19 protein-coding genes are annotated in these 24168 nt (G+C 67.3%); 8 read left to right on the top strand and 11 right to left on the bottom strand.

Annotated elements, in window-relative coordinates; translation table 11 throughout:
• The first annotated feature begins 94 nt into the window (after nt 1-94).
• Nucleotides 95-931, top strand: a complete 837-nt coding sequence (locus tag AASM09_RS01105) for a DUF2884 family protein (RefSeq protein ID WP_049429773.1) — start codon at nt 95-97, stop codon at nt 929-931.
• 102 nt (nt 932-1033) lie between these two features.
• Here AASM09_RS01105 and zapE read toward each other — a convergent pair whose 3' ends face one another.
• Together zapE and AASM09_RS01095 are read right to left on the bottom strand one after the other, a co-directional pair.
• On the bottom strand, nt 1034-2134 hold the full coding sequence (gene zapE / locus AASM09_RS01100) for a cell division protein ZapE (RefSeq protein WP_049429774.1): 1101 nt from the start codon (nt 2132-2134) through the stop codon (nt 1034-1036).
• Nucleotides 2131-2802, bottom strand: a complete 672-nt coding sequence (locus AASM09_RS01095; RefSeq protein WP_049429775.1) for an alpha/beta hydrolase — start codon at nt 2800-2802, stop codon at nt 2131-2133. Before AASM09_RS01095 ends, zapE begins: the two co-directional genes overlap by 4 nt.
• A 43-nt stretch (nt 2803-2845) precedes the next feature.
• Between AASM09_RS01095 and AASM09_RS01090 the strand changes: the two genes are divergently transcribed.
• Entirely contained in the window at nt 2846-3703 is an 858-nt protein-coding gene (locus AASM09_RS01090) for an EamA family transporter (RefSeq protein WP_049429776.1), read from the top strand.
• A gap of 61 nt (nt 3704-3764) precedes the next feature.
• Here AASM09_RS01090 and AASM09_RS01085 read toward each other — a convergent pair whose 3' ends face one another.
• The 3 genes from AASM09_RS01085 to AASM09_RS01075 all read right to left on the bottom strand — a co-directional run bounded on the left by AASM09_RS01085 (nt 3765) and on the right by AASM09_RS01075 (nt 6869).
• A complete protein-coding gene (locus tag AASM09_RS01085; protein WP_049429777.1) occupies nt 3765-5210 on the bottom strand; it encodes an ExeM/NucH family extracellular endonuclease in 1446 nt (481 codons plus the stop codon).
• A gap of 311 nt (nt 5211-5521) precedes the next feature.
• Nucleotides 5522-6040: a c-type cytochrome gene (locus AASM09_RS01080; RefSeq protein ID WP_043400625.1), complete on the bottom strand. Its 519-nt coding sequence runs from the start codon at nt 6038-6040 to the stop codon at nt 5522-5524.
• A gap of 211 nt (nt 6041-6251) precedes the next feature.
• A complete protein-coding gene (locus tag AASM09_RS01075; protein ID WP_049429778.1) occupies nt 6252-6869 on the bottom strand; it encodes a TetR/AcrR family transcriptional regulator in 618 nt (205 codons plus the stop codon).
• 161 nt (nt 6870-7030) lie between these two features.
• Here AASM09_RS01075 and AASM09_RS01070 point away from each other — a divergent pair, with 161 nt between their 5' ends.
• The 3 genes from AASM09_RS01070 to AASM09_RS01060 are packed head-to-tail and all read left to right on the top strand — an operon-like array spanning nt 7031 to nt 11839.
• Nucleotides 7031-8194, top strand: coding sequence for an isovaleryl-CoA dehydrogenase (locus AASM09_RS01070; protein ID WP_049429779.1), 1164 nt, complete (start codon nt 7031-7033; stop codon nt 8192-8194).
• A gap of 10 nt (nt 8195-8204) precedes the next feature.
• On the top strand, nt 8205-9815 hold the full coding sequence (locus AASM09_RS01065; RefSeq protein WP_049429780.1) for a carboxyl transferase domain-containing protein: 1611 nt from the start codon (nt 8205-8207) through the stop codon (nt 9813-9815).
• 8 nt (nt 9816-9823) lie between these two features.
• The gene (locus tag AASM09_RS01060; RefSeq protein WP_404830273.1) at nt 9824-11839 is read left to right on the top strand and encodes an acetyl-CoA carboxylase biotin carboxylase subunit; all 2016 of its coding nucleotides are present in this window, start codon (nt 9824-9826) and stop codon (nt 11837-11839) included.
• Between the two features lie 21 nt (nt 11840-11860).
• On the opposite strand, the gene AASM09_RS01055 is transcribed toward AASM09_RS01060, so the two are convergent.
• Nucleotides 11861-13036: a putative peptide maturation dehydrogenase gene (locus AASM09_RS01055; protein WP_049429782.1), complete on the bottom strand. Its 1176-nt coding sequence runs from the start codon at nt 13034-13036 to the stop codon at nt 11861-11863.
• Nucleotides 13037-13178: 142 nt separating this feature from the next.
• On the opposite strand from AASM09_RS01055, the gene AASM09_RS01050 reads away from it, so the two are divergent.
• Nucleotides 13179-13484: an NHLP-related RiPP peptide gene (locus AASM09_RS01050; RefSeq protein WP_049429783.1), complete on the top strand. Its 306-nt coding sequence runs from the start codon at nt 13179-13181 to the stop codon at nt 13482-13484.
• On the opposite strand, the gene AASM09_RS01045 is transcribed toward AASM09_RS01050, so the two are convergent.
• The 4 genes from AASM09_RS01045 to aceB form a co-directional block, all read right to left on the bottom strand.
• Nucleotides 13457-15994 (bottom strand): putative peptide modification system cyclase, encoded by a 2538-nt coding sequence (locus AASM09_RS01045; RefSeq protein ID WP_049429784.1) that lies wholly within the window; start codon nt 15992-15994, stop codon nt 13457-13459. The genes AASM09_RS01050 and AASM09_RS01045 overlap by 28 nt on opposite strands.
• A gap of 17 nt (nt 15995-16011) precedes the next feature.
• A complete protein-coding gene (locus tag AASM09_RS01040) occupies nt 16012-17052 on the bottom strand; it encodes a GGDEF domain-containing protein (RefSeq protein WP_049429785.1) in 1041 nt (346 codons plus the stop codon).
• Between the two features lie 369 nt (nt 17053-17421).
• Nucleotides 17422-18723 carry an isocitrate lyase gene (gene aceA, locus AASM09_RS01035; RefSeq protein ID WP_004153647.1) on the bottom strand — a complete coding sequence of 434 codons (1302 nt, stop codon included), beginning with the start codon at nt 18721-18723 and terminating at the stop codon, nt 17422-17424.
• 64 nt (nt 18724-18787) lie between these two features.
• Nucleotides 18788-20410 (bottom strand): malate synthase A, encoded by a 1623-nt coding sequence (gene aceB, locus AASM09_RS01030; protein ID WP_049429786.1) that lies wholly within the window; start codon nt 20408-20410, stop codon nt 18788-18790.
• Nucleotides 20411-20520: 110 nt separating this feature from the next.
• Here aceB and AASM09_RS01025 point away from each other — a divergent pair, with 110 nt between their 5' ends.
• Nucleotides 20521-21489 (top strand): LysR family transcriptional regulator, encoded by a 969-nt coding sequence (locus AASM09_RS01025; protein ID WP_024956234.1) that lies wholly within the window; start codon nt 20521-20523, stop codon nt 21487-21489.
• A 331-nt stretch (nt 21490-21820) separates the two neighbouring features.
• Nucleotides 21821-22738, top strand: a complete 918-nt coding sequence (locus tag AASM09_RS01020; protein ID WP_049429787.1) for a LysR family transcriptional regulator — start codon at nt 21821-21823, stop codon at nt 22736-22738.
• Nucleotides 22739-22832: 94 nt separating this feature from the next.
• Here the strand turns inward: AASM09_RS01020 and AASM09_RS01015 are convergent, their stop codons facing one another.
• A complete protein-coding gene (locus AASM09_RS01015; protein WP_049429788.1) occupies nt 22833-24089 on the bottom strand; it encodes an MFS transporter in 1257 nt (418 codons plus the stop codon).
• Nucleotides 24090-24168 lie beyond the last annotated feature (79 nt).

Raw genomic sequence — 24168 nt, 5'->3', positions numbered from 1 at the left:
CGGTGGGAATGCGGTGGACGGGTGACTTCCGGCCGGTGACGCCCGCGCGCGGGCAGCCGATGCTGGCCCCTCGCCTGCGGAGAAGGATGATCCGATGCACCTGCGACTGCCCCTGCTGGCACTGCTGCCCGCTCTGTTCACCGCTCCCGCGCTGGCCGCCGAGGGGCCGGGCCTGCGTTCGGACCAGTGCGGCATCCACACCGACTACGACGTGCTGGTGGACAGCGGTGGCATCTGGCTGCGGCATGGCCCGCAGGCGCCGCATGAAGTGGTGTTCCACGACGGCGAGCTGAGCCTGGACGGCACGATGGTGCCGGTCAGCGCCGCCGACGCTGCCCGCCTGCGGCAGATGGAGGCCGGCGCCCGCCAGCTGATGCCCGCCGCCACCGCGCTCGCCCATGAAGTCTCCGGGGTCACCTTCGATGCGCTGGACGCCGCCTTCGAAGCCATCACCGGCAAGTCCCGCAACCGCCAGATGCGGGCGATGCGTGGCGAGATGCAGGACTGGATCGAGGCCAGCCTCGGCCGCGGCTACTGGGAGCAGGACACTTTCGGCGATGGCTTCGACGCGCACATCGAGCAGATGGCCGAGACAATGGCCACGTCGACGACCCGCAGCGTGCTGTGGCAGGTATTCACCGGCCGCGCCGGCGCCATGGAGCGCCGCGCCGACCGCCTCGATGCCGAGGTCGACCGCCGCATGGAAGCGCGCAGCCAGCAGCTGGAAGCCAGGGCCATGGCGCTATGCCCGCTGGTGCAGTCGCTGGCGGATGCCCACGACGCGCTGGAGCTGCGCTACCAGGGACAGCCGCTGCGGCTGCTGGAGCGCGGCGACAGCGTGCGGGTAGAGCATGGCAGCGGTTCGGGGCTGCATGTGTCGGCCGGGCCGGAGGAGCGGCCGCGTGACGACGCCTTGGCGCCCTCCCGATAACCACGCGGCGCTGTTGTAGAGCCGAGCCCACGCTCGGCTGCTTTTCGGCACATCATGCAAAAGCAGCCGAGCGTGGGCTCGGCTCTACAAACGGCACGACCCTCACGCCCGGTGCGGGGTACCCAGGTACTCGGCGCTCTGCATCTCGATCAGGCGCGAGGCGGTGCGCTCGAACGCACCCTGCAGGCGCTGGCCGGTGTACAGCTCGATCGGCGAGGTGCTTGCGGTGCACACCAGGTTGACGTGGCGGTCGTACAACTCATCGATCAGGTTGACGAAGCGGCGCGCGGCATCTTCGTTCAGGCGGTCAAAGGCGGGAATGCCGCCGAGCAGCACCGTGTTGAACTCGTGCGCGATCTCGATGTAATCCGACGGGCCGCGCGGACCTTCGCACAGCGCGGCGAAATCGAACCAGGCAATGCTCTTGCCGCGGCCACGGACCGGGATCTTGCGGCCCTCGATCTCGATGTTGCCGGGCTTGGCCGGCTGACCACCACTCAGTTCGTTCCAGCGCGTGGCCAGCCAGTCGTCGCTGTCGGCGGCCAGCGGCGCGCGGTACACCGGCGAGCGGGTCAGCGCGCGCATCCGGTAATCCTCGGTGCCTTCGGCGTACAGCTCGACGCAGAACCGCTGCAGCAGGCCGATCGCCGGCAGGAAGCTCTCGCGCTGCAGCCCGTTGAGGTACAGGTTCTCCACCGCCGTGTTGGAGGTGGTGACCAGGGTCACGCCCTCGGCGAACAGGCGCTCCAGCAGCCGTGCCAGCAGCATGGCATCACCGATGTCGGTAACGAAGAACTCGTCCAGCACCAGCACGCGCAGGTTGCTGCGCCATTCCTGGGCGATCTTCGCCAGCGGGTCGCTCTGCCCCTGGTGCTCGCGCAGGCGCTCATGGACGCTGCGCATGAAGCGGTGGAAGTGGGTGCGGTACTTCTGCTTGATCGGCAGGCCGTCGTAGAACAGGTCGACCAGGAAGGTCTTGCCGCGGCCGACGCCACCCCAGAAGTACAGCCCCTTTACCGGCTCGGGCTTCTTCCAGAACGAGGACAGGCGGTCCAGCCAGCCGTCCTCGGCACTGTCCAGCAGGCCCAGGTGGATGCGGTCCAGCTCGGCCAGCGCCGCATGCTGGGCCGGGTCGTTCTGCCAGTCGCCACGGGCGACCCCTTCCGCGTACCGCTGCGACGGGGTCAACTCGGTTGCACTCATGCCGCCGCGCCCAGCCAATGCTTCACGCCGTGGGTCAGCGCGCCACGCAGGTCGATCAGCTTGCGGTGGAAGAAGTGGCTGGTCTCGGGCATGCGCACCAGCTCATGCGGGAAATCCAGCGTGTCCAGCCACTGATAGACCGCCTGCGGGTCGACGATCTCGTCCTGCTCGCCCTGGATCACCAGCCAGCGCGCCGGCGGTGCGATGCCATCGAAATCCCAGCGGCCGGCCGGCGGCGCGATCGAGATCAGCGCTTCGGGCTGCAGCGCGGCAGCGGCCTTCAGCGAAACGAACGAACCGAAACTGAAACCGGCCAGCCACAGGCGGTCGTCGGGGCGCTGGCTCTGCACCCAGGCAGCCACGGCCTTCAGGTCATCCTGCTCGCCCACGCCGTGGTCGAACTCACCGGCCGAACCACCGACGCTGCGGAAGTTGAAGCGCACCGTGGCGATGCCCAGCTCGCGCAGGGTGGTGGCGGTCATGGTGACCACCTTGTTGTGCAGGGTGCCGCCTTCGGTGGACAAAGGGTGGCAGATGATGGCCACGATCGGCTGCACCGGCACATCGGCCTTGGGCAGGTCGACGACCACTTCCAGCGGGCCGGCCGGGCCGTCCAGTTCGAGGCAGGCGGTTTCGCCGGGGGCAACGGGGAACAAGGGCTTGTGCATGGCACCATGATACCGTCCCCCGCCCCTGCCCTGTGCCCGCCCCATGCTCTACCTGTCTTTGGCCGTGATCTGCAGCGTGCTGGTTTCGGTGTTGTTGAAGGTGGCTGGACGCCGCCAGCTGGATGTCGCGCAGATGGTCACCTGGAACTATCTGGTCGCTGCAACGCTCACCGCCGCGGTGCTGCAGCCGCCGTTGGATGCACTGCGCGCGCCGCATGCGCCGTGGCTGTCATTGCTGGCGCTGGCGGTGGTGCTGCCGTCGATCTTCCTGGTGCTGGGCCGCGCGGTGGCGGTGGCCGGCATCGTCCGCAGCGACGTGGCGCAGCGGCTGTCGCTGCTGCTGTCATTGGCCGCCGCGTTCCTGTTCTTCGGCCAGACCGCCACGCCGTGGAAGTTGGTCGGCCTGGCGCTGGGCCTGGTCGCCATGGTGGCGATCAGCCTGCGCCCGCGCGGACCGGCGGTGTCGTCCTCACCCGGTGGCTGGGGCTGGCTGCTGGGCGTCTGGGCCGGGTTCGCGGTGGTCGACGTGCTGCTCAAGCAGGTGGCGCTGTCGGGCACGCCGTCGATGGCGGCGGTGCTGGCCAGCTTCAGCGTGGCCTTCGTACTGATGCTGGCGCTGCAGCTGTGGCGGCATGTCAGTGGCCGCAGCCGGCTGGCCTGGCGCAATCTCGGCGCGGGTGCACTGCTGGGCCTGCTCAATGGCGGCAACATTCTTTTCTATGTGCACGCGCATCAGTCGATGCCGGAGAGCCCAGCCACCGTGTTCGCCGGCATGAACATCGGCGTGGTGGTGCTGGGTGCACTGGTGGGCGTGTTCGCGTTCGGCGAGGCAACCACGAAGTGGAACCGCGCGGGTCTTGCGCTGGCGGTGCTGGCGATCGGGTTGATCGCCTGGGGGTGAGCATGTGCATCGGGGTCGGAGCCCATTCCGTTGGAATGGGCTCCGACCCCTGCGTTGGGCGTTATTTATCGAAACCCAGCAGCAGCGGGTCGTGGTCGGAGCTGCGCCACGGCCCCGGCACATTGCGGCCCTGGTAGCCGCTGGCGTCCTGCTCGTCGGCGTTGCTGTGCCATTCGGCGGCGCCGCGCAGGCGCTTGGCCATGCCCGGGCTCAGCAATGCATGGTCGAGGCGGCCGGTGTAGCCGTTGTAGACGTAGCTGTAGGGATGCTCGACCTTGGCCACCTTGAACGCGTCCTGCCACCCCAGGTCATGCAGGGTGCGGATCGGGTCTTCCATCGCATAGGCGTTGAAATCACCCAGCAGCACGGCGTCCTTGGCGCCGGTGCCGGTTGGATCCGTCTGCAGCCAGGCGTGCAGCTGCTGCGCGGAGGTCACGCGGGTCGCATTCCAGCAGCCCTGGTTGTCATTGTGGTCGGCGTCTGCACCGGCGGCCTCGCGACAGCCCTTCGACTTGAAGTGGTTGGCCACCACCACGAACGGCGCGCCCTGCTTGCCCTGGAAGGCCTGCGCCAGCGGCACGCGGCTGTGCTCGACGAACGGGCCACCGGTCAGCGTGGCCGGCTTTCCCTGCGGCTGCAGGCGGTTGCTGCGGTAGATGATGCCGACCCGGATCGGATTGTCGCCGGGGCCGTTGCCGGCATCGACGAAGCGCCAGTCACCCTGCGCGCCGCGGTCCCGGTTGAGCGCATCGACCAGTTCGGCGATGGCCGACTGCGGGCCGTAGCCATCGTTTTCCAGTTCCATCAGCGCGGCGACGTCGGCACCCAGCGCGTTGACCGTGGTGACCAGCTTGGCCACCTGCGCCTTGTGTTCATCCAGTGTGCGCGCACCGCGCAGGGTCGGGAAGCCACCGCCCTGGCCGTCGCCGTTGAAGAAGTTCTCCAGGTTGAAGGCCGCCACGTGCAGGCTGCCCGGCACCGTCGGCACCGCCGGGCGCTTCAGCTCCGGCAGCTTCAGCACACCTTCGACCTGCAAGCGCGGGTGCCCCTGCGCGTCCACGTGCACGACACCTTCCACGTTGCGCAGCTGCATGCCGGCGCGCAGCACCGGGTTGCCCGGCAGGTACGGCACGCTGGCCGGGTCGCGGGCATCACTGCCATCGTCCAGCACCAGGCGGCGGCGCAGGTTGTCGGCCATCACCTGCTCGTAGCCGGCAGTACCCGGCGCGGCCACTTCGGTGGGCTGCCAGAGGCGGCCATCGAAGGCGACAGTGAGCTGGCCGAAGCGCTCCAGGCCATCGGTGCCGGCCAGGGTGAGCGGCGCGGCGATGCGCACACGCTGGCCGTCCAGCGCGCGCCAGTCAGTCGGCGCGGCGGTCAGCACCACGGTCGCGCTGCTGCGCGCGGCAGCGGGCGTCGTAACCGGTGCGGCCTGCGGCTGGGCCTGGGCGAAGGCGCTGGCCGGCAGCAGCAGGGACAGGGCAAGGGCGAGGGAACGGCGGCGCATCGACGGGCGATTCCAGGGAAGAGGGCGCACAGACTAACCCTGAAATGCGAAACCCCGCTTGCGGGCGGGGGAATATGGGCGATCAGGCCTCGGTGGGCAAAGCCGGTGCGGTGACCGGCGTGACCGGCGTGACCGGCGGTAGAGTCGACTGTTAGTCGACTGTCGCGCGCAGCGCGGGCTTTCCGGCAGCGTTGGGAAGAGCAGTCGACTAACAGTCGACTCTACCGGCGGTTAGGCGATTCGGTCGTTCGGCGGTTCGGCGGTTCAGCAGTTCGGCCATCCAGCGGTTTGGCCGTTCCGCCGTTCGGAGGCTATTTCAGGTTGCCCAGCATCCAGTCCACGGTGGCGTGGATCTGCTCCTCGGTCAGCGCCGGGTTGCCACCCTTGGGTGGCATGATGCCGCCGTCCGGGCCGGTATAGCCCTCGATGGCGTGCTTGTAGAGGGTGTCCTTGCCCTGTGCGATGCGCTTGTCCCAGTGCGAATGGTCCAGCGTCGGCGCCATGCCCACACCCGTGGTGTGGCAGGCGGTGCACAGGTTGTCGAAGATGACCTTGCCGTCCTTGGTGCCGCCGTAGGCCACCTGCGACGCGGCCTTGGCCAGCGCGGCGGCCTTGGCGGCGGCCTGCGCGGCAGCGCCGGTGCTGCCGGCATAGACCGCGCCGGTGGGCGAGATGCGCTGTTCGGTGCGCTTGGCCGCGGCCGGCGACACCTCGGGCGGAATCCGGGTGTGGATGTAGGCGGCAAGGAGGATGAGGCCGAGGGTGATGGTCGCCAGCAGCGCGATCACCATGGAGAAGCGTTTCAGGAACTCCAGATCGTAATTCCGCACTCTTCGTTACCCCTGGCTGATAGTCGTTGGACCACGGCTGAGCGACTGCGTGATGGACCGAGTATAGAACGCGCTTTGCGTGCGACAACAGGCGTCACTGCTGGTGCGGCGCAACATGCCGGGGGGCTGGGGTCAGATCCCTTTTGCCACGCAGAAGGGATCTGACCCCGGCAACGCAAGCGCGGCAACAGCCGCCGGGCATGGCCCGGCGCTACCGTTTTGCGGAGGCGCCGATCGCGCGCAGGCAGAAGCTGCAGATCGCATCCACCAGTGCGCCTTCGTCGCGGTGCGCTTCGCGGCTGGGCGCGGTCGGGCCGACCATCGCTTCGGTGAAGGCACCGACCAGGCACGCGGCCGTGGCGTGCGCGTCCTGCGCCGGCAGTTCACCGGCGGCCACGCCCTCTTCCACCAGGCGCAGGAAGACATCCCCAAAGGCACGACGGCCGCGCATGCGTTCGGCTTCCACGTCCGGGTCGACCGGCTCGACGATGAAGGCATGGGCCAGCCCCGGCCCCGCCAGGGCGCGGCGGACGAAGGCGGTGATCGCCAGCCGCAGCCGCTCGCTGGCCGCCTCCGGACCACTGGCAATGCGCTCCATGATCGCCACTTCATGGGCCACGGCGGCGTTGAGCACCTCCACGAACAACTCGGCCTTGGACGGGAAGTGGCGGTAGATCAGGCCGGTGGACACCCCGGCCTGGGTCGCTACGGCGGTCACCGGGGCGTTGCGCCAGCCACCGGTGGCGACCAGCTCGCGGGTGGCCAGCAGGATCCTTTCACGGGCCCCGGCCAGGCGTTCTTCCATCAATGCAGAGCGTTTATAGGCCATGTTCTGATTCTAGTTTCAATTTTTGAATTCGTATTCACTTCTTACCCGAACCCCGCTACGCTGGGGTCCAATCGCCCGTGCGGGCAGCGGTCCTGCAGACCGCCGCCCGCTCCCCCGCCGGGTGCGTCCATTTCCTGCCATCCCGCCGTGGAGCCACCACAATGCACGTGCCATCCCTGAACTTCGATCTTGGCGAAGACATCGACCTGCTGCGCCAGAGCGTGGCCCATTTTGCCGCCGCCGAGGTCGCACCGCTGGCCGCCGAAGCCGATGCCAGCAACCAGTTCCCGCTGGCCCTGTGGCCCAAGCTGGGCGAACAGGGCCTGCTCGGCCTCACCGTGGAGGAAGCATACGGCGGCACCGGCATGGGTTACCTGGCCCATGTGGTGGCGATGGAAGAAATCTCGCGCGCCTCCGGCGGCATCGGCCTGTCCTATGGCGCGCACTCCAACCTGTGCGTGAACCAGCTGCGCAAGAACGGCAACGAGGAACAGAAGCAGCGCTTCCTGCCCGACCTGTGCAGCGGCGCCAAGGTCGGCGCGCTGGCAATGAGCGAACCGGGCGCCGGCTCGGACGTGGTGTCGATGAAGCTGCGCGCGGACAAGCGCGGCGACCGCTACGTGCTCAACGGCAACAAGATGTGGATCACCAACGGCCCGGATGCCGACGTGCTGGTGGTCTATGCCAAGACCGACATGGACGCCGGCGCCAAGGGCATCACCGCCTTCCTGGTCGAAAAGGGCATGAAGGGCTTCTCCACCGCGCAGAAGCTGGACAAGCTGGGCATGCGTTCCTCGCCCACCTGCGAGCTGGTGTTCCAGGACTGCGAAGTGCCGGAAGAAAACGTACTGGGCCAGGTCGGTGGCGGCGTGCGCGTGCTGATGTCCGGCCTGGACTACGAGCGGGTGGTGCTGTCCGGTGGCCCGCTGGGCCTGATGGCGGCGGCCATGGACGTGGTGATGCCCTACGTGCACGAGCGTCACCAGTTCGGTGAGGCGATCGGCAGCTTCCAGCTGATCCAGGCCAAGATCGCCGACATGTACGTGGGCCTCGGCGCCTGCCGCGCCTATGTGTATGCCGTGGCGCGCGCCTGCGACCAGGGCCGCACCACCCGCCAGGACGCAGCCGGTGCCATCCTGTACGCCGCCGAGAAGGCCACCTGGCTGACCGGCCAGGCAATCCAGATCCTGGGCGGCAACGGCTACATCAACGAATACCCGACCGGCCGTTTGTGGCGCGACGCCAAGCTGTATGAAATCGGCGCCGGCACCTCGGAGATCCGCCGCATGCTGATCGGCCGCGAACTGTTCCAGCGCACCCTGTAAGGCCACCGCGATGACCGTCCTGAACAGCCAGCTGCAACCGGGCAGCGATACGTTTGAAGCCAACCGCACGGCCATGCAGGCCGTGGTCGACGACCTGCACGCCACGCTTGCCCGCACCGCACTGGGCGGCAACGAAGCGGCACGCGCCAAGCACACCGCACGCGGCAAGCTGCTGGTGCGTGACCGCATCGACGCCCTGCTCGACCCAGGCAGCGCCTTCCTCGAAATCGCGCCGCTGGCCGCGCATGGCATGTATGAAGACGCCGTGCCCGCTGCGGGCGTGGTGGCCGGCATCGGCCGGGTGAGCGGCGTGGAGTGCGTGATCGTGGCCAATGACGCCACGGTCAAGGGCGGCACCTATTACCCGATGACGGTGAAGAAGCACCTGCGCGCGCAGGAGATCGCCGAGCAGAACCACCTGCCCTGCATCTACCTGGTCGATTCCGGTGGCGCCTTCCTGCCGCTGCAGGACGAGGTGTTCCCCGACCGCGACCACTTCGGCCGCATCTTCTACAACCAGGCCAACCTGTCGGCGCAGGGCATTCCGCAGATCGCCTGCGTGATGGGCAGCTGCACCGCCGGCGGCGCCTACGTGCCGGCCATGAGCGATGAAACGGTGATCGTGCGCGAACAGGGCACGATCTTCCTCGGCGGCCCGCCGCTGGTGAAGGCGGCCACCGGCGAAGTGGTGACCGCCGAGGAACTGGGCGGCGCCGACGTGCATACGCGCATTTCCGGCGTGGCCGACCACATGGCCGACAACGACCTGCAGGCACTGGCACGCGTTCGCGCGATCATCGCCCAGTTGAACTGGCGCAAGCCGGAACCGGCGATGGCGGTACAGCCTTCCGAAGAACCGCTGCTGCCGGCGCACGACCTGTACGGGGTGATCCCGGCCGACACGCGCAAGCCCTACGACGTGCGCGAAGTGATCGCGCGCCTGGTCGATGGCTCGCGTTTTGATGAGTTCAAGCCGCGCTACGGCGCCACGCTGGTCACCGGCTTCGCCCATCTGAACGGCTACCCGATCGGCATCATCGCCAACAACGGCATCCTGTTCTCCGAGTCGGCACTGAAGGGCGCGCACTTCATCGAGCTGTGCACCCAGCGCAACATCCCGCTGGTGTTCCTGCAGAACATCACCGGCTTCATGGTCGGCCGCAAGTACGAACAGGGCGGCATCGCCAAGGACGGTGCCAAGCTGGTGATGGCGGTGGCCTGCGCCAGGGTGCCCAAGTTCACCGTGGTGATCGGCGGTTCGTTCGGTGCCGGCAACTACGGCATGTGCGGCCGCGCGTACTCGCCGAACTTCCTGTGGATGTGGCCGAACGCGCGCATCGGCGTGATGGGTGGCGAGCAGGCGGCCAGCGTGCTGGCCACGGTCAAGCGCGATGGCATCGAAGCCAAGGGCGGGCAGTGGCCGGCAGCGGAGGAAGACGCGTTCAAGGCGCCGATCCGCGACCAGTTCGAACAGCAGGGCCACCCGTATTACGCCAGCGCGCGCCTGTGGGACGACGGCGTGATCGATCCGGCCGACACCCGCCGCGTACTGGCCCTGGCGCTGTCGGCCAGCCTCAACGCCGCTCCACAGCAGACGCGCTTCGGCGTGTTCCGCATGTAACCCATGCCATGACCGAGCACGCTCCCATGAAGCCCGTTGCCATGTTCACCAAAGTCCTGATCGCCAACCGCGGCGAGATCGCCTGCCGCGTCATCGCCACCTGCCGCCGCCTCGGCATCGCCACCGTGGCGGTGTATTCCGATGCCGACCGCACTGCGCGTCACGTCCGGCTGGCCGACGAAGCCATCCACATCGGCCCGGCCGCCGCGCGCGAGAGTTACCTGCGCGGCGATGCCCTGCTCGACGCCGCACGCGCGACCGGCGCGCAGGCCATCCACCCCGGCTACGGCTTCCTCTCCGAGAATGCCGACTTCGCCGACGCCTGCGCCGCCGCCGGCATCACCTTCATCGGCCCACCGGCCAGCGCCATCCGCGCGATGGGTGACAAGAGCGCGGCCAAGGCACTGATGGCCCAGGCCGGCGTACCGCTCACCCCGGGCTACCACGGCGACCAGCAGGCGCCGGACTTCCTGCGCGCACAGGCCGACGCCATCGGTTACCCGGTACTGATCAAGGCCAGCGCCGGCGGCGGCGGCAAGGGCATGCGCAAGGTCGAGCGCAGCGAGGACTTCGTCGATGCGCTGGCCAGCTGCCAGCGCGAGGCGGCCTCGGCGTTCGGCAACGACCATGTGCTGGTCGAGAAGTACGTCGAGCGTCCGCGCCACATCGAGATCCAGGTGTTCGGCGATTCCCACGGTGATGCGGTGTACCTGTTCGAGCGCGACTGCTCGGTGCAGCGCCGCCACCAGAAGGTGCTGGAAGAAGCGCCGGCGCCGGGCATGAGCGCCGAGCGTCGTGCGGCGATGGGCAAGGCCGCGGTCGATGCCGCGCGCGCGGTGGGCTATGAGGGCGCGGGCACCGTGGAGTTCATCGCCGGCCCGGACGGCGATTTCTACTTCATGGAAATGAACACCCGCCTGCAGGTCGAGCACCCGGTCACCGAGTACATCACCGGCACCGACCTGGTGGAGTGGCAGCTGCGGGTGGCTTCGGGCCAGCCGCTGCCGCTGCGCCAGGAACAGCTGGCCATCCACGGCCACGCAATTGAAGCGCGGCTGTACGCCGAGGATGCCGATCGTGGCTTCCTTCCCTCCACCGGCACCCTGCGTCGCCTGCGCCTGCCGACTCCGTCGGCCAACGTGCGCGTGGATACCGGCGTGGAGGAAGGCGACAGCATCACCCCGTACTACGACCCGATGATCGCCAAGCTGATCGTCTGGGACGTGGACCGCGTTGCCGCGCTGCGCCGCATGAGCCAGGCACTGGCCGACTGCCAGGTGGTGGGCGTGACCACCAATGCCGGCTTCCTGCGCCGGCTGGTAAACACCGATTCGTTCACCCACGCCAAGCTGGATACCGCGCTGATCGAACGCGAACAGACGGCGTTGAGCGTAGTCGGCGACAGCGAACATGCACTGTGGCTGCTGGCAGCGGTGGCCGCCGTGACCAGCACCGCAGGAGCCATCACCGATGCCCGCGACCCGCATTCGCCATGGCAGGCACAGGACGGCTGGCGCCTCGGCGCATCCACCCCGCGCGTGCTGCCGCTGCAGCAGGGCGAGCGCCGGCACACGCTGAGGGTGTGGCCGCGGGCTGATGGCTGGCGCGTGCAGTGCGACGACGCAGCACCGGTGCAGGTGATCGGCACGGCCGATGCACAGCATCTGACCGTGCAGCTGGGCGAGCGCCGTTGGTCACTGCAGCTGCTGCGCGAAGGCGACCAGCTGTACCTGTTCGGCGCCGACGGCCAGCACCGCTTCACCCTGCATGATCCGGTGGGCGAATCGGACCACGCCGTGGCCGATGCCGGCAGCCTGCTGGCGCCGATGCCGGGCAAGATCGTCGCCACGCTGGTCGCGGCCGGCACCGAGGTCAAGCGCGGCACCCCGCTGGTGGTACTGGAAGCGATGAAGATGGAGCACACCCTGCAGGCACCGGCCGACGGAACGGTGAAGGGCTACCGCGCCAAGGCAGGCGACCAGGTGGGTGATGGCGCAGTGCTGGTGGACTTCGAAGCGGCGTGATGTGGCAGAGGCCGCGCGGGGTCAGCCCGCGCGGTCTTCAAGGTTCCAGATCACGCCTGCCGGGTCCAGCTCGCTGGTCGTCATCCGTGATGCACGCCATCCGAAACCGCAGACCGCGAGCACCCCCTCATTGATCGTGTCCAGGCCCAAGGCTCGTTCGATCGGCTTTTCGTTGATCGCCGCAGTAATGAATGCTCCCAGGCCGGCATCCGTGGCCGCCAGATACAGCGTCTGCGATAGATGTCCCGCCTCCATCGCGACAACCCGATAGCTTTTCCCATGCTGGCGATACTTCCAGTACGTCCTGTTGAAACGCGGGGCCAGGATCACCAGCACATGCGCATCCGCAAACCAGTGCTGCTGCCCGACCATGGACATCACGAAGTCGCCATCGATGGCCACGGGGCAATCAATCGGCAGCAGTCCGTGGCCCTGCGCTCGATAGAGATACATGCCGGCAGCAAGTCCTTCGACATTACGCACCAGCACGTAGGCTTCGACAGGATGCAGTCCGCCGCCTGAGGGTACGTTCTTCTTCAGGAACACCAGATCATCGCCTTCTCGCTGGCAGCTGCTGCTGCCGAATGCCCGCTGCAGCATCTGGCTCAGCAGGGGCAGTGGCAGTGATCGGGTGACATCGAAGTTCCGGCAGGTGACGCGCCGCGCCAGCAGTGCGTCGAAATCGTTGGACTGCTGAGGCGGCAGTGGTACCAATCCTGCTTCGGCAGCGGCAGCGGCAGCGTGCGGTGGGGGCGCTCCCAACGTCCTGCGCATCTGCGAGGCTGTTTCGATCTGTGATTCACGCATGTTGCGAACGGCGTCAACATCCTCCCAGCGTGAGAAGGCATGCATGACCGCAGCCAGAGGGTGCCAGTGCGTTGCACGCAGCCGCTCATCACGAGCGGCAACATCGTCATCCTGTCCGCGGGTCAACACCAGGCGACTGGCAATCAGCAGGTCCATCGCAGGTGAACAGGCTTTCTCTGCCTCAAGCGTGGTCCATGCACTTGGGCTCAGGCTTCCCAGCAGCGCCTGTGCCGTGGCGTCCAGCACCACCGGCGCATCCAGGTGAGGGGCGAGTGCCTCCCAGGCAAGCGTGCGCACCAGGCCATCACCACCGCGCAGCAGGCCTTCAAGCTCAAACCGGATCTGCTCGGTGGGCTGTACCACTACGATCGCGCAGCGCCTGACATCCATCGGATCAGCCTTCCTTCATCGTGAATCCACGTTATCGAACCGCGGCCCGATTCCTTTACATCTTCCGCTCCACCCTCTCAAGAACCGGTTTGCCAGGCCGACATCACCACTGCCCCTCGACACTCCATGGATGCAGGACACAATGCCCACGTTGACGCTCTCGCTGCCGGTTGCCAGGACGCTGGTTCAGCGCCTCGCCACCGATGACACCTTCCGCCAGCTCTTCGCCACCGACACGGCCGCCGCGATACTGCTGGCTGGACACGTTCCATCCAACCCGGCTGACCTTCAGCAGTTCGTCCAGGATTGCTGCAAGAACATCTGCCTGGCGGAGAAGGACGTCATCGCACAGGCCGAAGACCAGATCGTCGCCATGCTGACCAGTGGTACCGGCTACTCCGTGCCGATGCTTGAGGACGGTTACGGCTCGCCGCGCACGCTGCGCTGAGGCATCGAGGCCATGGTGTCGGCAGCCTCGATTGCCGGCGCCGCCATGAGCCTGCGCACATCCACTACGTTAAGTGCCTGCAGGCAGAAGCTGCATTGCGCTTCTGCATAGGCAAATCCGGGGCGATCACGCAGCCAACGCGTCTGCTCATGGGCAACATCCTTCAAGCCCGCCTCCAGCGCCAGGTCACGCACTGCCAGCCGCACCTGCAGGCGTGGCTGCTTCTTCAGCAGCGGTACGAGCAGGTCCAGCCCGGCCTGGGGCCGACCCTCATGCTGCATCATCCGCCCGGCCAACAGGGTGACGTACTGGCGCAACACGCTGCTGTCAGGAAGATCCTGAAGCGCGTTCATCCGGGCCTGGACCGCCTTGGCCGGTGCGGCATCGCCCAGTCTCAGTGCCAGCAAGGCTGCCGCGTGTGCTGCAACCAGGCGATCCACTACCTCCACCGCGGGTTCGCCGCTCAGCTCTTCGAATGGCGCGGTCGCGGACGCGCGCGCCACCATCAAGGCTTTCGACTTTCTGCCGGCCATCATGTAGGCGACGGCCAGGGGCATGTCGAAGTTGTACCGATCCATGCCCTGGCGCCGTGCGGCAAGCATCCTCCCCTGTTCGGCGAGCTTGATGGCGCCCTCGACATCGCCTTGGTCAAGCGCAATCGTGGTAGCGAAATTACCAGCATGGAAGTTGTTCGGATCGATCCGTCCAAGCAGCGCATTGGCCTTCTCGAACTCGGCACGCGCTGCCGCCACCGTCGCCTGGCGCATCAATGCACCCTCCCAGCCATTGCTGGCGGCACGGCTGAACGCGATGTCAGCGTCTGCGTAGCGCTCGCTGGCCAGCAAGGCGCGGCCGTACTGGTCCTGTGCAATCTCAGGCAATTCGACCCTGCTATGTGCAACACGCCTGGAAAGCGCCAGGGCCTCGGCAAGGCGGTTCTCGTGGAAAAGATTCAGACCGGCGTTGTAGCTTGCAGGCATGTAATCCGGATACAGCTCTGCCATGCGCGCCCAGCCATCGGTGGCACGATCCGGATCACCGATCTGCAGCGCCCAGTTCTGCACATACAGGCGCTCGCGTGGCGTAAGGTGCCCTGATCGACGGTCGGCCTCTTCCAGCAGACGCTTGGCATCGTGGTAGTTCATCATGGCGAAGCGACAGCGGGCTTGGCCCAGCCATGCCAGGGCGAACTCAGGATCGACCTGGATCGCCTGCTCGAAGAACGCCATCGCGCCGTTGAAATCTCCGCGGCTGTAGCGCTTCTGGCCCAAGGCAAACGCACGCAGCGCATCCATGCTGCCCGTGGTCACCTCGGGCAGGGATTGGCTGTCGCGCTGGATCAATGCGGGCTCTTCGCCCAGGCGATCGCGCAGCTGGCGCGAAACATCGTCCACCGCCGCCAGTACCGCACCCGCCTTCGCATCGGCGGATACCACGGCCAGGGTACGCAGCGTCGACGGCTCGACCACCTCCACGCTGAAGCGGGTGCGGCCGCCGATATCGGTAGCCGATGGCACGAACACCAGGCGGGCGCCGGTGCGCACCGCCACAGCGGCGGCATCGCCGCGTTCGCGGAGGCCGCCATCCAGCGGTTTCCGCATCATCTCAAGAGTACGGCCAACGCGGTCGTCACTGACGACATTGACGTAGCGGGACTGCTCGAGACTGATCCGGAACGCCTGGTCCAGGGCGTCATCAAGCAAGCGGTTGCCGGTGAGGTTGTGCAGCCCGCCAAGCACCACCCAATCGCGTTCAGCGAATGCGATGGCCGGCTGTGGCCGGGTCAGCAACCAGACGCCAAGCACCGCGGCCAGCAGTACGGCGGCCTGCGCCGCCATCGCCAGTGGACGGCGCCACAACGGAAGATCACGCCGGGCCTTGGCCGTGTGCCGCAGCCGCCCCGGCGTGGGCATGCCCGCCGCCTGCACGCCGTAGACTTCAGCAGGCTGGCTCACACCCTTGAAGCGCCAGCGCCCGAACGATCGCCATTGCAGGCCTTCAGCCATCGCGCCCAGCGACCCACTGGAGCGACGCATGATGGATTCGGCCACCGCCGAAAGCAGGATCTGGCCCGGCCGTGCCAACTGCATCAGGCGCGCCGCCGTCGGCTTGGCCAGGCCTTCGACTTCAATCGCCTTGGCGCCAGCCCGCACTGCCTCGGCGCTGTTCTCCCACGTGAGCACATCGCCAACATGCAGACCGGCCCGCGCCTGCAGATGGATCTCGTGTCTCTGCCCCAGCGGCTGCAGCCCACGCTGGTAATCCAATGCGAAGCCAAGCGCGTCGATCGGGCGCTCGAACAGCATGAACAACCCGTCGGAGCGATCGATCAGCTGGCCGTTCCAGCGCTGCTGCAGCGCCAGCACCAGCCGGTCGTGTTCCTGGAACAGTTCGGCGGCAGCGACGTCGCCGATGCGTTCGACCAGCAGCAGCGAGTCACACAGGTCGGTGAACAGCAGGGCGCGCAGTTGCTGGTTGTGCGGCGCCGACGTTCCGTTGTCGCCATTCATCGCCTCTGTCTCCCGATCTAGGGTGAGTCCACTGCGTCTGCCCAACGCAGGCAGTTGCCACCATCACGCTTGGCCTGGTACAGCGCACGGTCCGCGCTGGCGTACCACTCGCTCCAGCCCGCCTCCGGTGCCAGCAGGCTGGCGCCGATGCTGACCAGGCTGACGTGCGGCGTGCCGTGGCTGCGTTCCAGCAGACCGTGTACCGCGCTGAGGATGAACTCGGCCGCGTGCTGCACGATCTCGTGGTTGCCACGACGCAGGATCAGGCAGAACTCGTCACCGCCGAGGCGGCAGGCAAGGTCCTGCTCGCCGGCCATCGAGCGCAGGATGTTGCCCATGCTCTGCAGCACGCGATCGCCGGCCTGGTGGCCATGGCGGTCGTTGATCTGCTTGAAGCGGTCGCAGTCGATCAGCAGCAGCGCCTGCGGCAGCCCACTGCCATCGGCGCGGCATTCCTGCAGGTACAGGGTGAGGCCACGGCGGTTGTGCAGCCCGGTCAGTTCATCGGTACGCACCAGCTCGCGGGTGTGGGTCAGCTGGTGGGTGGTGATGTACAGGTTGTCCAGCGCGGTTTCCAGGTCATGGTTGCGCCGGCGCAGCTGGCTGATCAGGGCCTGTTCGTTGGTCAACACGCGCATGATCGTGCGGCGCAGGAAGTAGGCGACCAGGCCCGGATCGGATTCGACCAGGCGATGGAAGTCGGCGGGCCCCAGCTCAAGCACCTCGCAGTCCACCAGGGCGCGCGCACTGGCGCTGCGCGGGTGGTCACCCACCAGCAGCCCCAGTTCACCGAAGAACTCGTGCTGGCCAAGCGTCTTGATCACCAGGTCCTCGCCGAAGTCCAGTTCGATCTGGCCTTCCAGGATCACATACATGCGCTCGCCACGATGCCCGCGCTGGAACAGCCACTGTCCGGCATGAAGCTTGCATGGACGGGCAAATCTGGCGAACAATGCGACTTCGGCATCGGACAGCAGCGCATGCACGATCTCGGCCATCGCCACCCGGGCGATACCTGACGTCACATCACTGTTCTCGGCCGCACCCCTGCCGGTCATTCCCTGCACCCGCCGCCAGCGTCCCCTGGTGAGCCGCGGAGCATAGCACCGCTTTAAAATGTGCGCCCTATCTCATTTTGAGCCTTGTGGTCCACTTTCCCGATGTGAAGGCGCGCGGTGGCCGTTCTGCCCGCCACGGTCGAGGGAAAAGTCGTTCCGGATCAATCTGATGGCCACCTTCACAGGGTTTCGGCCAAGTTGCCGGTCTGTGGGGTGCGCCGGATTGACGCTGCCTGCGTTCATCGCGTTTCCATCGATACAACAACGCCGGCAGGTCCCCCGACCGGCCGGCGTTGTCTGGCCCTTCCCTGGCCACCCTGATCGTATTTCGAGGCTTCGGTAGCGCCGGCCGCTGGCCGGCACTACCGATCAGGCGGCGCGCTCGCTACGCCCGCCGTGGAACTGCTCTTCTTCGGTCGAACCGGTCAACGCGGTGGTCGAGGACTGGCCCTGCTGGATCGCCTGGGTCACGGCATCGAAGTAGCCGGTGCCGACCTCGCGCTGGTGCTTGACCGCGGTGAAGCCACGCTCGGCCGCTTCGAACTCGGCCTCCTGCAATTCCACAAAGGCGCTCATCTGGCGGCGTGCATAGCCGTGGGCCAGGTTGAACATGCCGTAGTTCAGCGCGTGGAAGCCGGCCAGGGTGATGAACTGGAACTTGTAGCCGTAGCTGCCCAGCTCGCGCTGGAACTTCGCGATCGTTGCGTCGTCCAGGTTCTTCTTCCAGTTGAAGCTGGGCGAGCAGTTGTAGGCCAGCAGCTTGCCCGGGAACTTCGCATGGATCGCCTCGGCGAACTTGCGCGCGAATTCCAGGTCCGGCTTGCCGGTCTCGCACCACACCAGGTCGGCATAGGGCGCGTAGGCCAGGCCGCGGCTGATCGCCTGGTCCAGGCCATTACGCGTCTTGTAGAAGCCTTCCACGGTGCGTTCACCGGTGGCGAACGGCTTGTCGTTGCCGTCGATGTCGCTGGTCAGCAGGTCGGCCGCCTCGGCATCGGTGCGCGCCACCAGCAGGGTCGGCACGCCCAGCACGTCGGCGGCCAGGCGCGCGGCGTTGAGCTTCTCGATCGCCTCGCGGGTCGGCACCAGCACCTTGCCGCCCATGTGGCCGCACTTCTTCACCGAGGCCAGCTGATCCTCGAAATGCACGCCGGCGGCGCCGGCCTCGATCATCGCCTTCATCAGCTCGAACGCGTTGAGCACGCCGCCGAAACCGGCCTCGGCATCGGCCACGATCGGCTGCAGGAAGTCGATGTCATCCTTGCCTTCGGCGTGGTGCAGCTGGTCGGCGCGCAGCAGGGTGTTGTTGATGCGCTTGACCACCGCCGGCACCGAATCGGCCGGGTACAGCGACTGGTCCGGATACATCTGGCCGGCCAGGTTGGCGTCGGCCGCCACCTGCCAACCGGACAGGTAAATCGCCTTCAGCCCGGCCTTGACCTGCTGCATGGCCTGGTTGCCGGTCAGCGCACCCAACGCGTTGACGAACTCGCGCTCATGCAGCGACGCCCACAGCTTCTCCGCGCCCAGGCGGGCCAGCGAATGCTCGATGTGCACGGTGCCGCGCAGGCGCACCACGTCGGCGGCGCTGTAGTTGCGCTGGATGCCTTCCCAGCGCGGGTTGGTGTCCCAGTCGTGCTGGATCTGTTCGGCAGTGGGCAGCTTGCTCATGTCTTTCTCCAGTTCGGTTCGTGCGTGCAGCGGGGAGGGAAACGGCGGGATTGCGGGCGGTCGGTCAGTCGATGCGCGCGTAGGCCGGCAGGGTCAGGAAATCGGTCAGTTCGTTGCTGCGGCTCAGTTCGGCCAGCAGCGCGATGGCTTCGCCGATGCGTGCGCCACCGGGCAGCGCGCCGGTGTCGCCCAGCCGCGCCGGCAGCTGTGCCAGCGTGGCGTCGAGCAGGGCCAGGTCGATCGCGGTGCCATCGTCCAGCTGCTGGCCCGGCGTGTGCAGCCACTGCCACAGCTGGCTGCGGCTGATCTCGGCGGTGGCAGCGTCCTCCATCAAGTGGTGGATCGGCACGCAGCCGTTGCCATCCAGCCACGCCGCCAGGTAGCGCACGCAGACTTCCACGTTGCCTTCGAAGCCGGCGCGGGTGATGGTGCCCGGCGGCCTTGCGATCAGCTCATCGCGACCGACGCGCACGTCCTGGCGCAGCACGCTGTGCTGGTTCGGGCCGGGCATGTGTTCGTCGAAGATTGCCATCGCCACCGGGATCAGCGCCGGGTGCGCGACCCAGGTGCCGTCGTGGCCGGCTGTGACCTCGCGCAGCTTGTCGGCGCGCACGCGGGCCATCGCCTGCTCATTGGCGACGGCATCGTTGTTGATCGGGATCTGCGCGGCCATGCCACCCATCGCATGCGCACCGCGGCGATGGCAGGTCTGGATCAGCAGCTCCGAATAGGCCTTCAGGAACGGCTGGGTCATGGTCACCTGGCCGCGCTCGGGCAGCACGCGGTCGGCGTGGTGGCGGAAGGTCTTCAGGTAGGAGAAGATGTAATCCCAGCGCCCGCAGTTCAGGCCGACGATGCGGTCACGCAGCGCGTGCAGGATCTCGTCCATCTCGAACACCGCCGGCAGCGTTTCGATCAGCACGGTCACCTTGATCTGACCGTGCGGCAGGCCGAGCATGCCTTCGATGTGCGACAGCGCGGTCTCCCACAGTGCAGCCTCTTCCATGCTCTGCAGCTTGGGCAGGTAGAAGTACGGGCCGCGGTCCTTGCCCTGCAGGGTGCGGGCGTTGTGGAAGGCGAAGACGGCCGCGTCGAACAGGCCACCGGCCAGCGGCTGGCCGTCGATGGCTACGTGCTTTTCGTCCAGGTGCCAGCCACGTGGGCGCACGATCAGCACCGCCTGCTCGTCGTAGGGGCGCAGGCGGTAGTGCTTGCCATTGGGTGCGGTGTATTCCAGATCACCGCGCACCGCCGCCGCCAGCGACTGCTGCCCGGCCAGCAGGTTGCGCCAGGTCGGCGAGGTCGAATCCTCGAAGTCGGCCATGAACACCTTGGCGCCGGAATTCAGCGCATTGATGACCATCTTCGGGTCGGTCGGCCCGGTGATCTCGACGCGGCGGTCCTGCAGCGCGGCCGGCAGCGGCGCAACGGTCCAGTCGCCGCTGCGGATGGCGGCAGTGTCTTCGCGGAAATCCGGCAGGCCGCCCTGGTCGAAGAACGCCTGGCGCTCGCGGCGGGCCAGCAGCCGTGCCTGCCGGCCCGGTTCCACCGCACGGTGCAGCGACACCAGCAGGGCCAGCAGCGGCGCCGGCAGCATGGTGTCCTGGCCGGCCACGCGGGTCGCCAGGGCGATGCCGGGGGTAGCCTTGCTGGCAGGGGTGGGAACAGCGGAAGCGACGGCGGACATGAGGCGACTCCAGCGGTGGGGGAACGTCTCCACGGTGCGGCCGGGGCCGAGTATTTGGCAAAACAGTTTTTGCAATGTTCTACATAAATTGTGCTAATACTTATGACGCCATGACCACGCGTCCCTCGCCAAGTCCGCGTTTTTCCTACAAATCCGACCGGTTGAAGCCGCTGCGCGCGTTCTGCCAGACGGTGCGCCTGGGTTCGGTCTCACGGGCTGCTGAGGCACTGTTCGTCAGCCAGCCGGCCATCAGCCTGCAGCTGCAGGCACTGGAACGGGAGTTGGGCGTGCCGCTGTTCGAGCGCAGCGGGCGGCGCCTGGTGCCCAGCCGTGAGGGCCAGCTGCTGTACGAAATGGCACAGCCACTGGTGGAGAACCTGGACGGGCTGGAGGCGCGCTTCCGCGACAAGGTGCGCGGCCTGGACGCGGGCGAGCTGAACATCGCCGCCAACAGTTCCACCATCCTGTACCTGCTGCCGAAGATCGTGGAGCGCTTCCGCCTGCATCACCCGGACGTGCGCCTGACCCTGCACAACGCGATCAGCGCCGACGGCACCGACCTGCTGCGCGAGGATGCCGCCGACCTGGCGATCGGCTCGATGACCGACGTGCCGGCCGATCTCAGCTACGCCCCGGCCTACCGCTTCGAGCAGGTGCTGATCGCGCCGCACGATCATCCGCTGGCCAGTGGCGGCGAGCTGGAGCTGGCCGACATTGCGCGCTACCCGCTGGTGCTGCCGCCGAAGCGGCAGATCACCTACCGGCTGGTCGACCAGGTCTTCCAGCGCCACCGCATCGCCTACACGGTGGCGCTGGAGGTCGGCGGCTGGGAGGTGATCAAGCAGTACGTGGCGATGGGCATGGGCATTTCCATCGTGCCGGCGCTGTGCCTGAACGAGGCCGACCGCGAGCGGCTGGCGGCGCGGTCGATGAAGCGCTGGTTCCCGGAACGCAGTTACGGGGTGATCGTGCGGCGCGGCAAAGCGTTGTCGGCGCAGGCGCGGGCATTCATCGAGCTGATCCAGCCGGAGTTGTTCAGTCCGCGCGATTACGACCAGAGCGGGCATTCGGAACGGTAAGGGGTGTTCGGCAGGGCTGCGCCCTGCACCTGCCGAAGCCGAAGCAACAGCAAAAACCGGTTATCTGTGAGATGGCGGGGTGGGTCCGGTTGCGGGGGACGCCGTAAACCCATCCATGGGGGCTTGGCCGCGGCATCCATGCCGCGGACACCCCCGCAACCGGACCCACCCCGCCTTCGACAGATCGCTAGCGCTGTTGGTGGGTGTCGACCTTGGTCGACACGTAAACAATGATCGAAATGGGCTTTTGTAGAGTCGAGCCATGCTCGACTGGCGGAAAAACGATCAAAGAAGACGCCAGGCACGGTGCCGGTCTGGCTAGACTGGCGCCATGTCCGTCGAACTGCGCCACCTGCGTTACTTCCTTGCCGTCGCCGATACGCTGCACTTCGGCCAGGCCGCCGAGCGGTTGGGGATGTCACAGCCGCCGCTCAGCCAGCAGATCCGCCAGCTGGAAGACCTGATAGGTGCGCGCCTGTTCGTGCGAAGCCATCGCCGCGTGCAGCTGACGCCTGCGGGCGAACTGCTGCAGGAACGTGCACGCGCCATCGTGCAGCAGGTGGAAATGGCCGTGGACGAGGTGCAGCGTGTGCAGCGCGGTGAGCAGGGTGAACTGCATATCGGCCTGACCCGGGCCACGCCGCTGTCGCCGCAGATTCCACGTTCGATCCTGCATTACCGCCAGCAGTATCCGCAGGTACGGTTGCAGCTGAGCGAGATGAACACGCTGCAGCAGATCGACGCGCTGCTCGACGGTTCACTGGACGTGGGCATCATCCGCAAGCGCGCACTGCCCCCGGAACTGGTGGCACACAGCCTGTTTGTTGATCCGCTGGCGTTGATCGTGCATGCAGACCACCCTGCCCTTCATCGGCTCTCGAAACAGGGAACGCTGTCGCTGCGCGACTTCGCGCAGGAGCCGTTCGTGGCGTTCCGGCGCAGTGCCGGCGCGGGCATCCATGACCACATGATCGCGTTGTGCGCGGCTGCCGGATTCACGCCGCGCATCGTGCAGGAGGCAGGCGAAGCCTCGACGCTGATCAGCCTGGCCGCCGCCGGGCTGGGTGCGGCCATCCTGCCCTCCTCGTGCGATCACATCCGCGTGGAAGGGGCGCGCTTCGTAGCGCTGGCCGATGCCGGTGCGCATTCGGAGGTGCAGCTGGCCTGGCATCGCGAACGGGTAACGCCGTTGATCCGCAACTTCGCCACGCTGCTGCGCGGGGCGTTCGCCGGTAGAGTCGACTGTTAGTCGACTATCGCGCGCAGCGCGGGGCTTTTGCGGTCTGATGGAAGAGCAGTCGACTGACAGTCGACTCTACCAAGGCAAGCGCAACTCCACAGGATCAGGCAGTGACCGGCTGCGGCGCGCGCTGCTGCAGCGCCCAGACGATGCCACCACCAATCAGGGTCAGCACCGCAGCGAACGCGCACACACCCAGCCAATCCCAGGCCGCATAGGCCAGCCCACCGACCCCGCCCAGCACACTGGACCCCAGGTAGTAGGCGAACAGATACAGCGCCGAGGCTTCCGCGCGCATCGCACCGGCACGGCTGCCAACCCAGCTGCTGGCCACCGAGTGACCACCGAAGAAGCCGAACGTCACCAGCGCGATGCCCAGTGCCATCGTGCTCAGCCATCGCAATGCCAGCAGCGCGATGCCGGCGCCGATCAGCGCGAACGAGATCGACAGGATGCGGCCGCGCCCGTACCGCGTGGCCTGCTGGCCCATCCACGCCGAACTGAAGGTGCCCACCAGGTACACGCTGAAGATCAGGCCGACCACGGTCTGGCTGAGGTGGTACGGCGGCGCCAGCAGGTGGTAGCCCAGGTAGTTGTAGAGGGTGACGAACACGCCCATCAGCACGAACGAGGTGGCGAACAGCCACGGCAGGCCCGGGTCGGCGAACAGCATGCGCCAGCGCGACGGCAACTGGCGCAGGCCATCGCGACGCGCGTGGAAATGGCGCGACGGGGGCAGCTGCAGCCACAGCAGCGCGGTGCTGGCGATGGCGATGATCGAGACCACGCCGATACCCCAGCGCCAGCCCCAGTGGTCGGCGATGATGCCGGCCAGCAGGCGCCCGCTCATGCCACCGATGGCGTTGCCGCCGATGTACAGGCCCATCGCCAGGCCCAGCGCGCGGCTGTCCATTTCCTCGACCAGGTAGGTCATCGCCACCGCCGGTACGCCGCTCAGCGCCAGGCCGAGCAGGGTGCGCAGCACCAGCAACGTGGTCCAGTCGTCCACCAGCGCGGTGCTCAGCGACAGCATGGCCGAGGCCAGCAGCGCAGCGATCATCAACGGGCGACGGCCGACCGCGTCGGACAGCAGGCCGGCCAGCAGCATGGCCACCGCCAGCGTGCCGGTGGTCAGCGACAGCGACATCGCGCTGCCGGCAGCAGAAACGCCGAAGTGGCGGCTGAACTCGGGCAGCAGCGGCTGCACCGTGTACAGCAGGCCGAAGGTGGAAAAGCCGGCCAGGAACAGCGCCAGCGCAGTGCGGCGGAAGGCCGGCGTGCCCTGCTGGATGCGGGTGTCGGAAGCGGGGTCAACAGCGTGGGGGCAGCGTTCGACGGTCGCGGCGGTTTCGCCAGTCATGGGATCGGTGGGCCGGTGGGGACGGCCGGGTATGGGAGGGAACGGGCCTCAGACTAGGCCCGTCCATCCAGTCGATCCA

The sequence above is a fragment of the Stenotrophomonas maltophilia genome (genome assembly GCF_039555535.1).
Taxonomy (GTDB): domain Bacteria; phylum Pseudomonadota; class Gammaproteobacteria; order Xanthomonadales; family Xanthomonadaceae; genus Stenotrophomonas; species Stenotrophomonas maltophilia_Q.
This window is presented reverse-complemented; position numbering and strand designations above follow the sequence as displayed.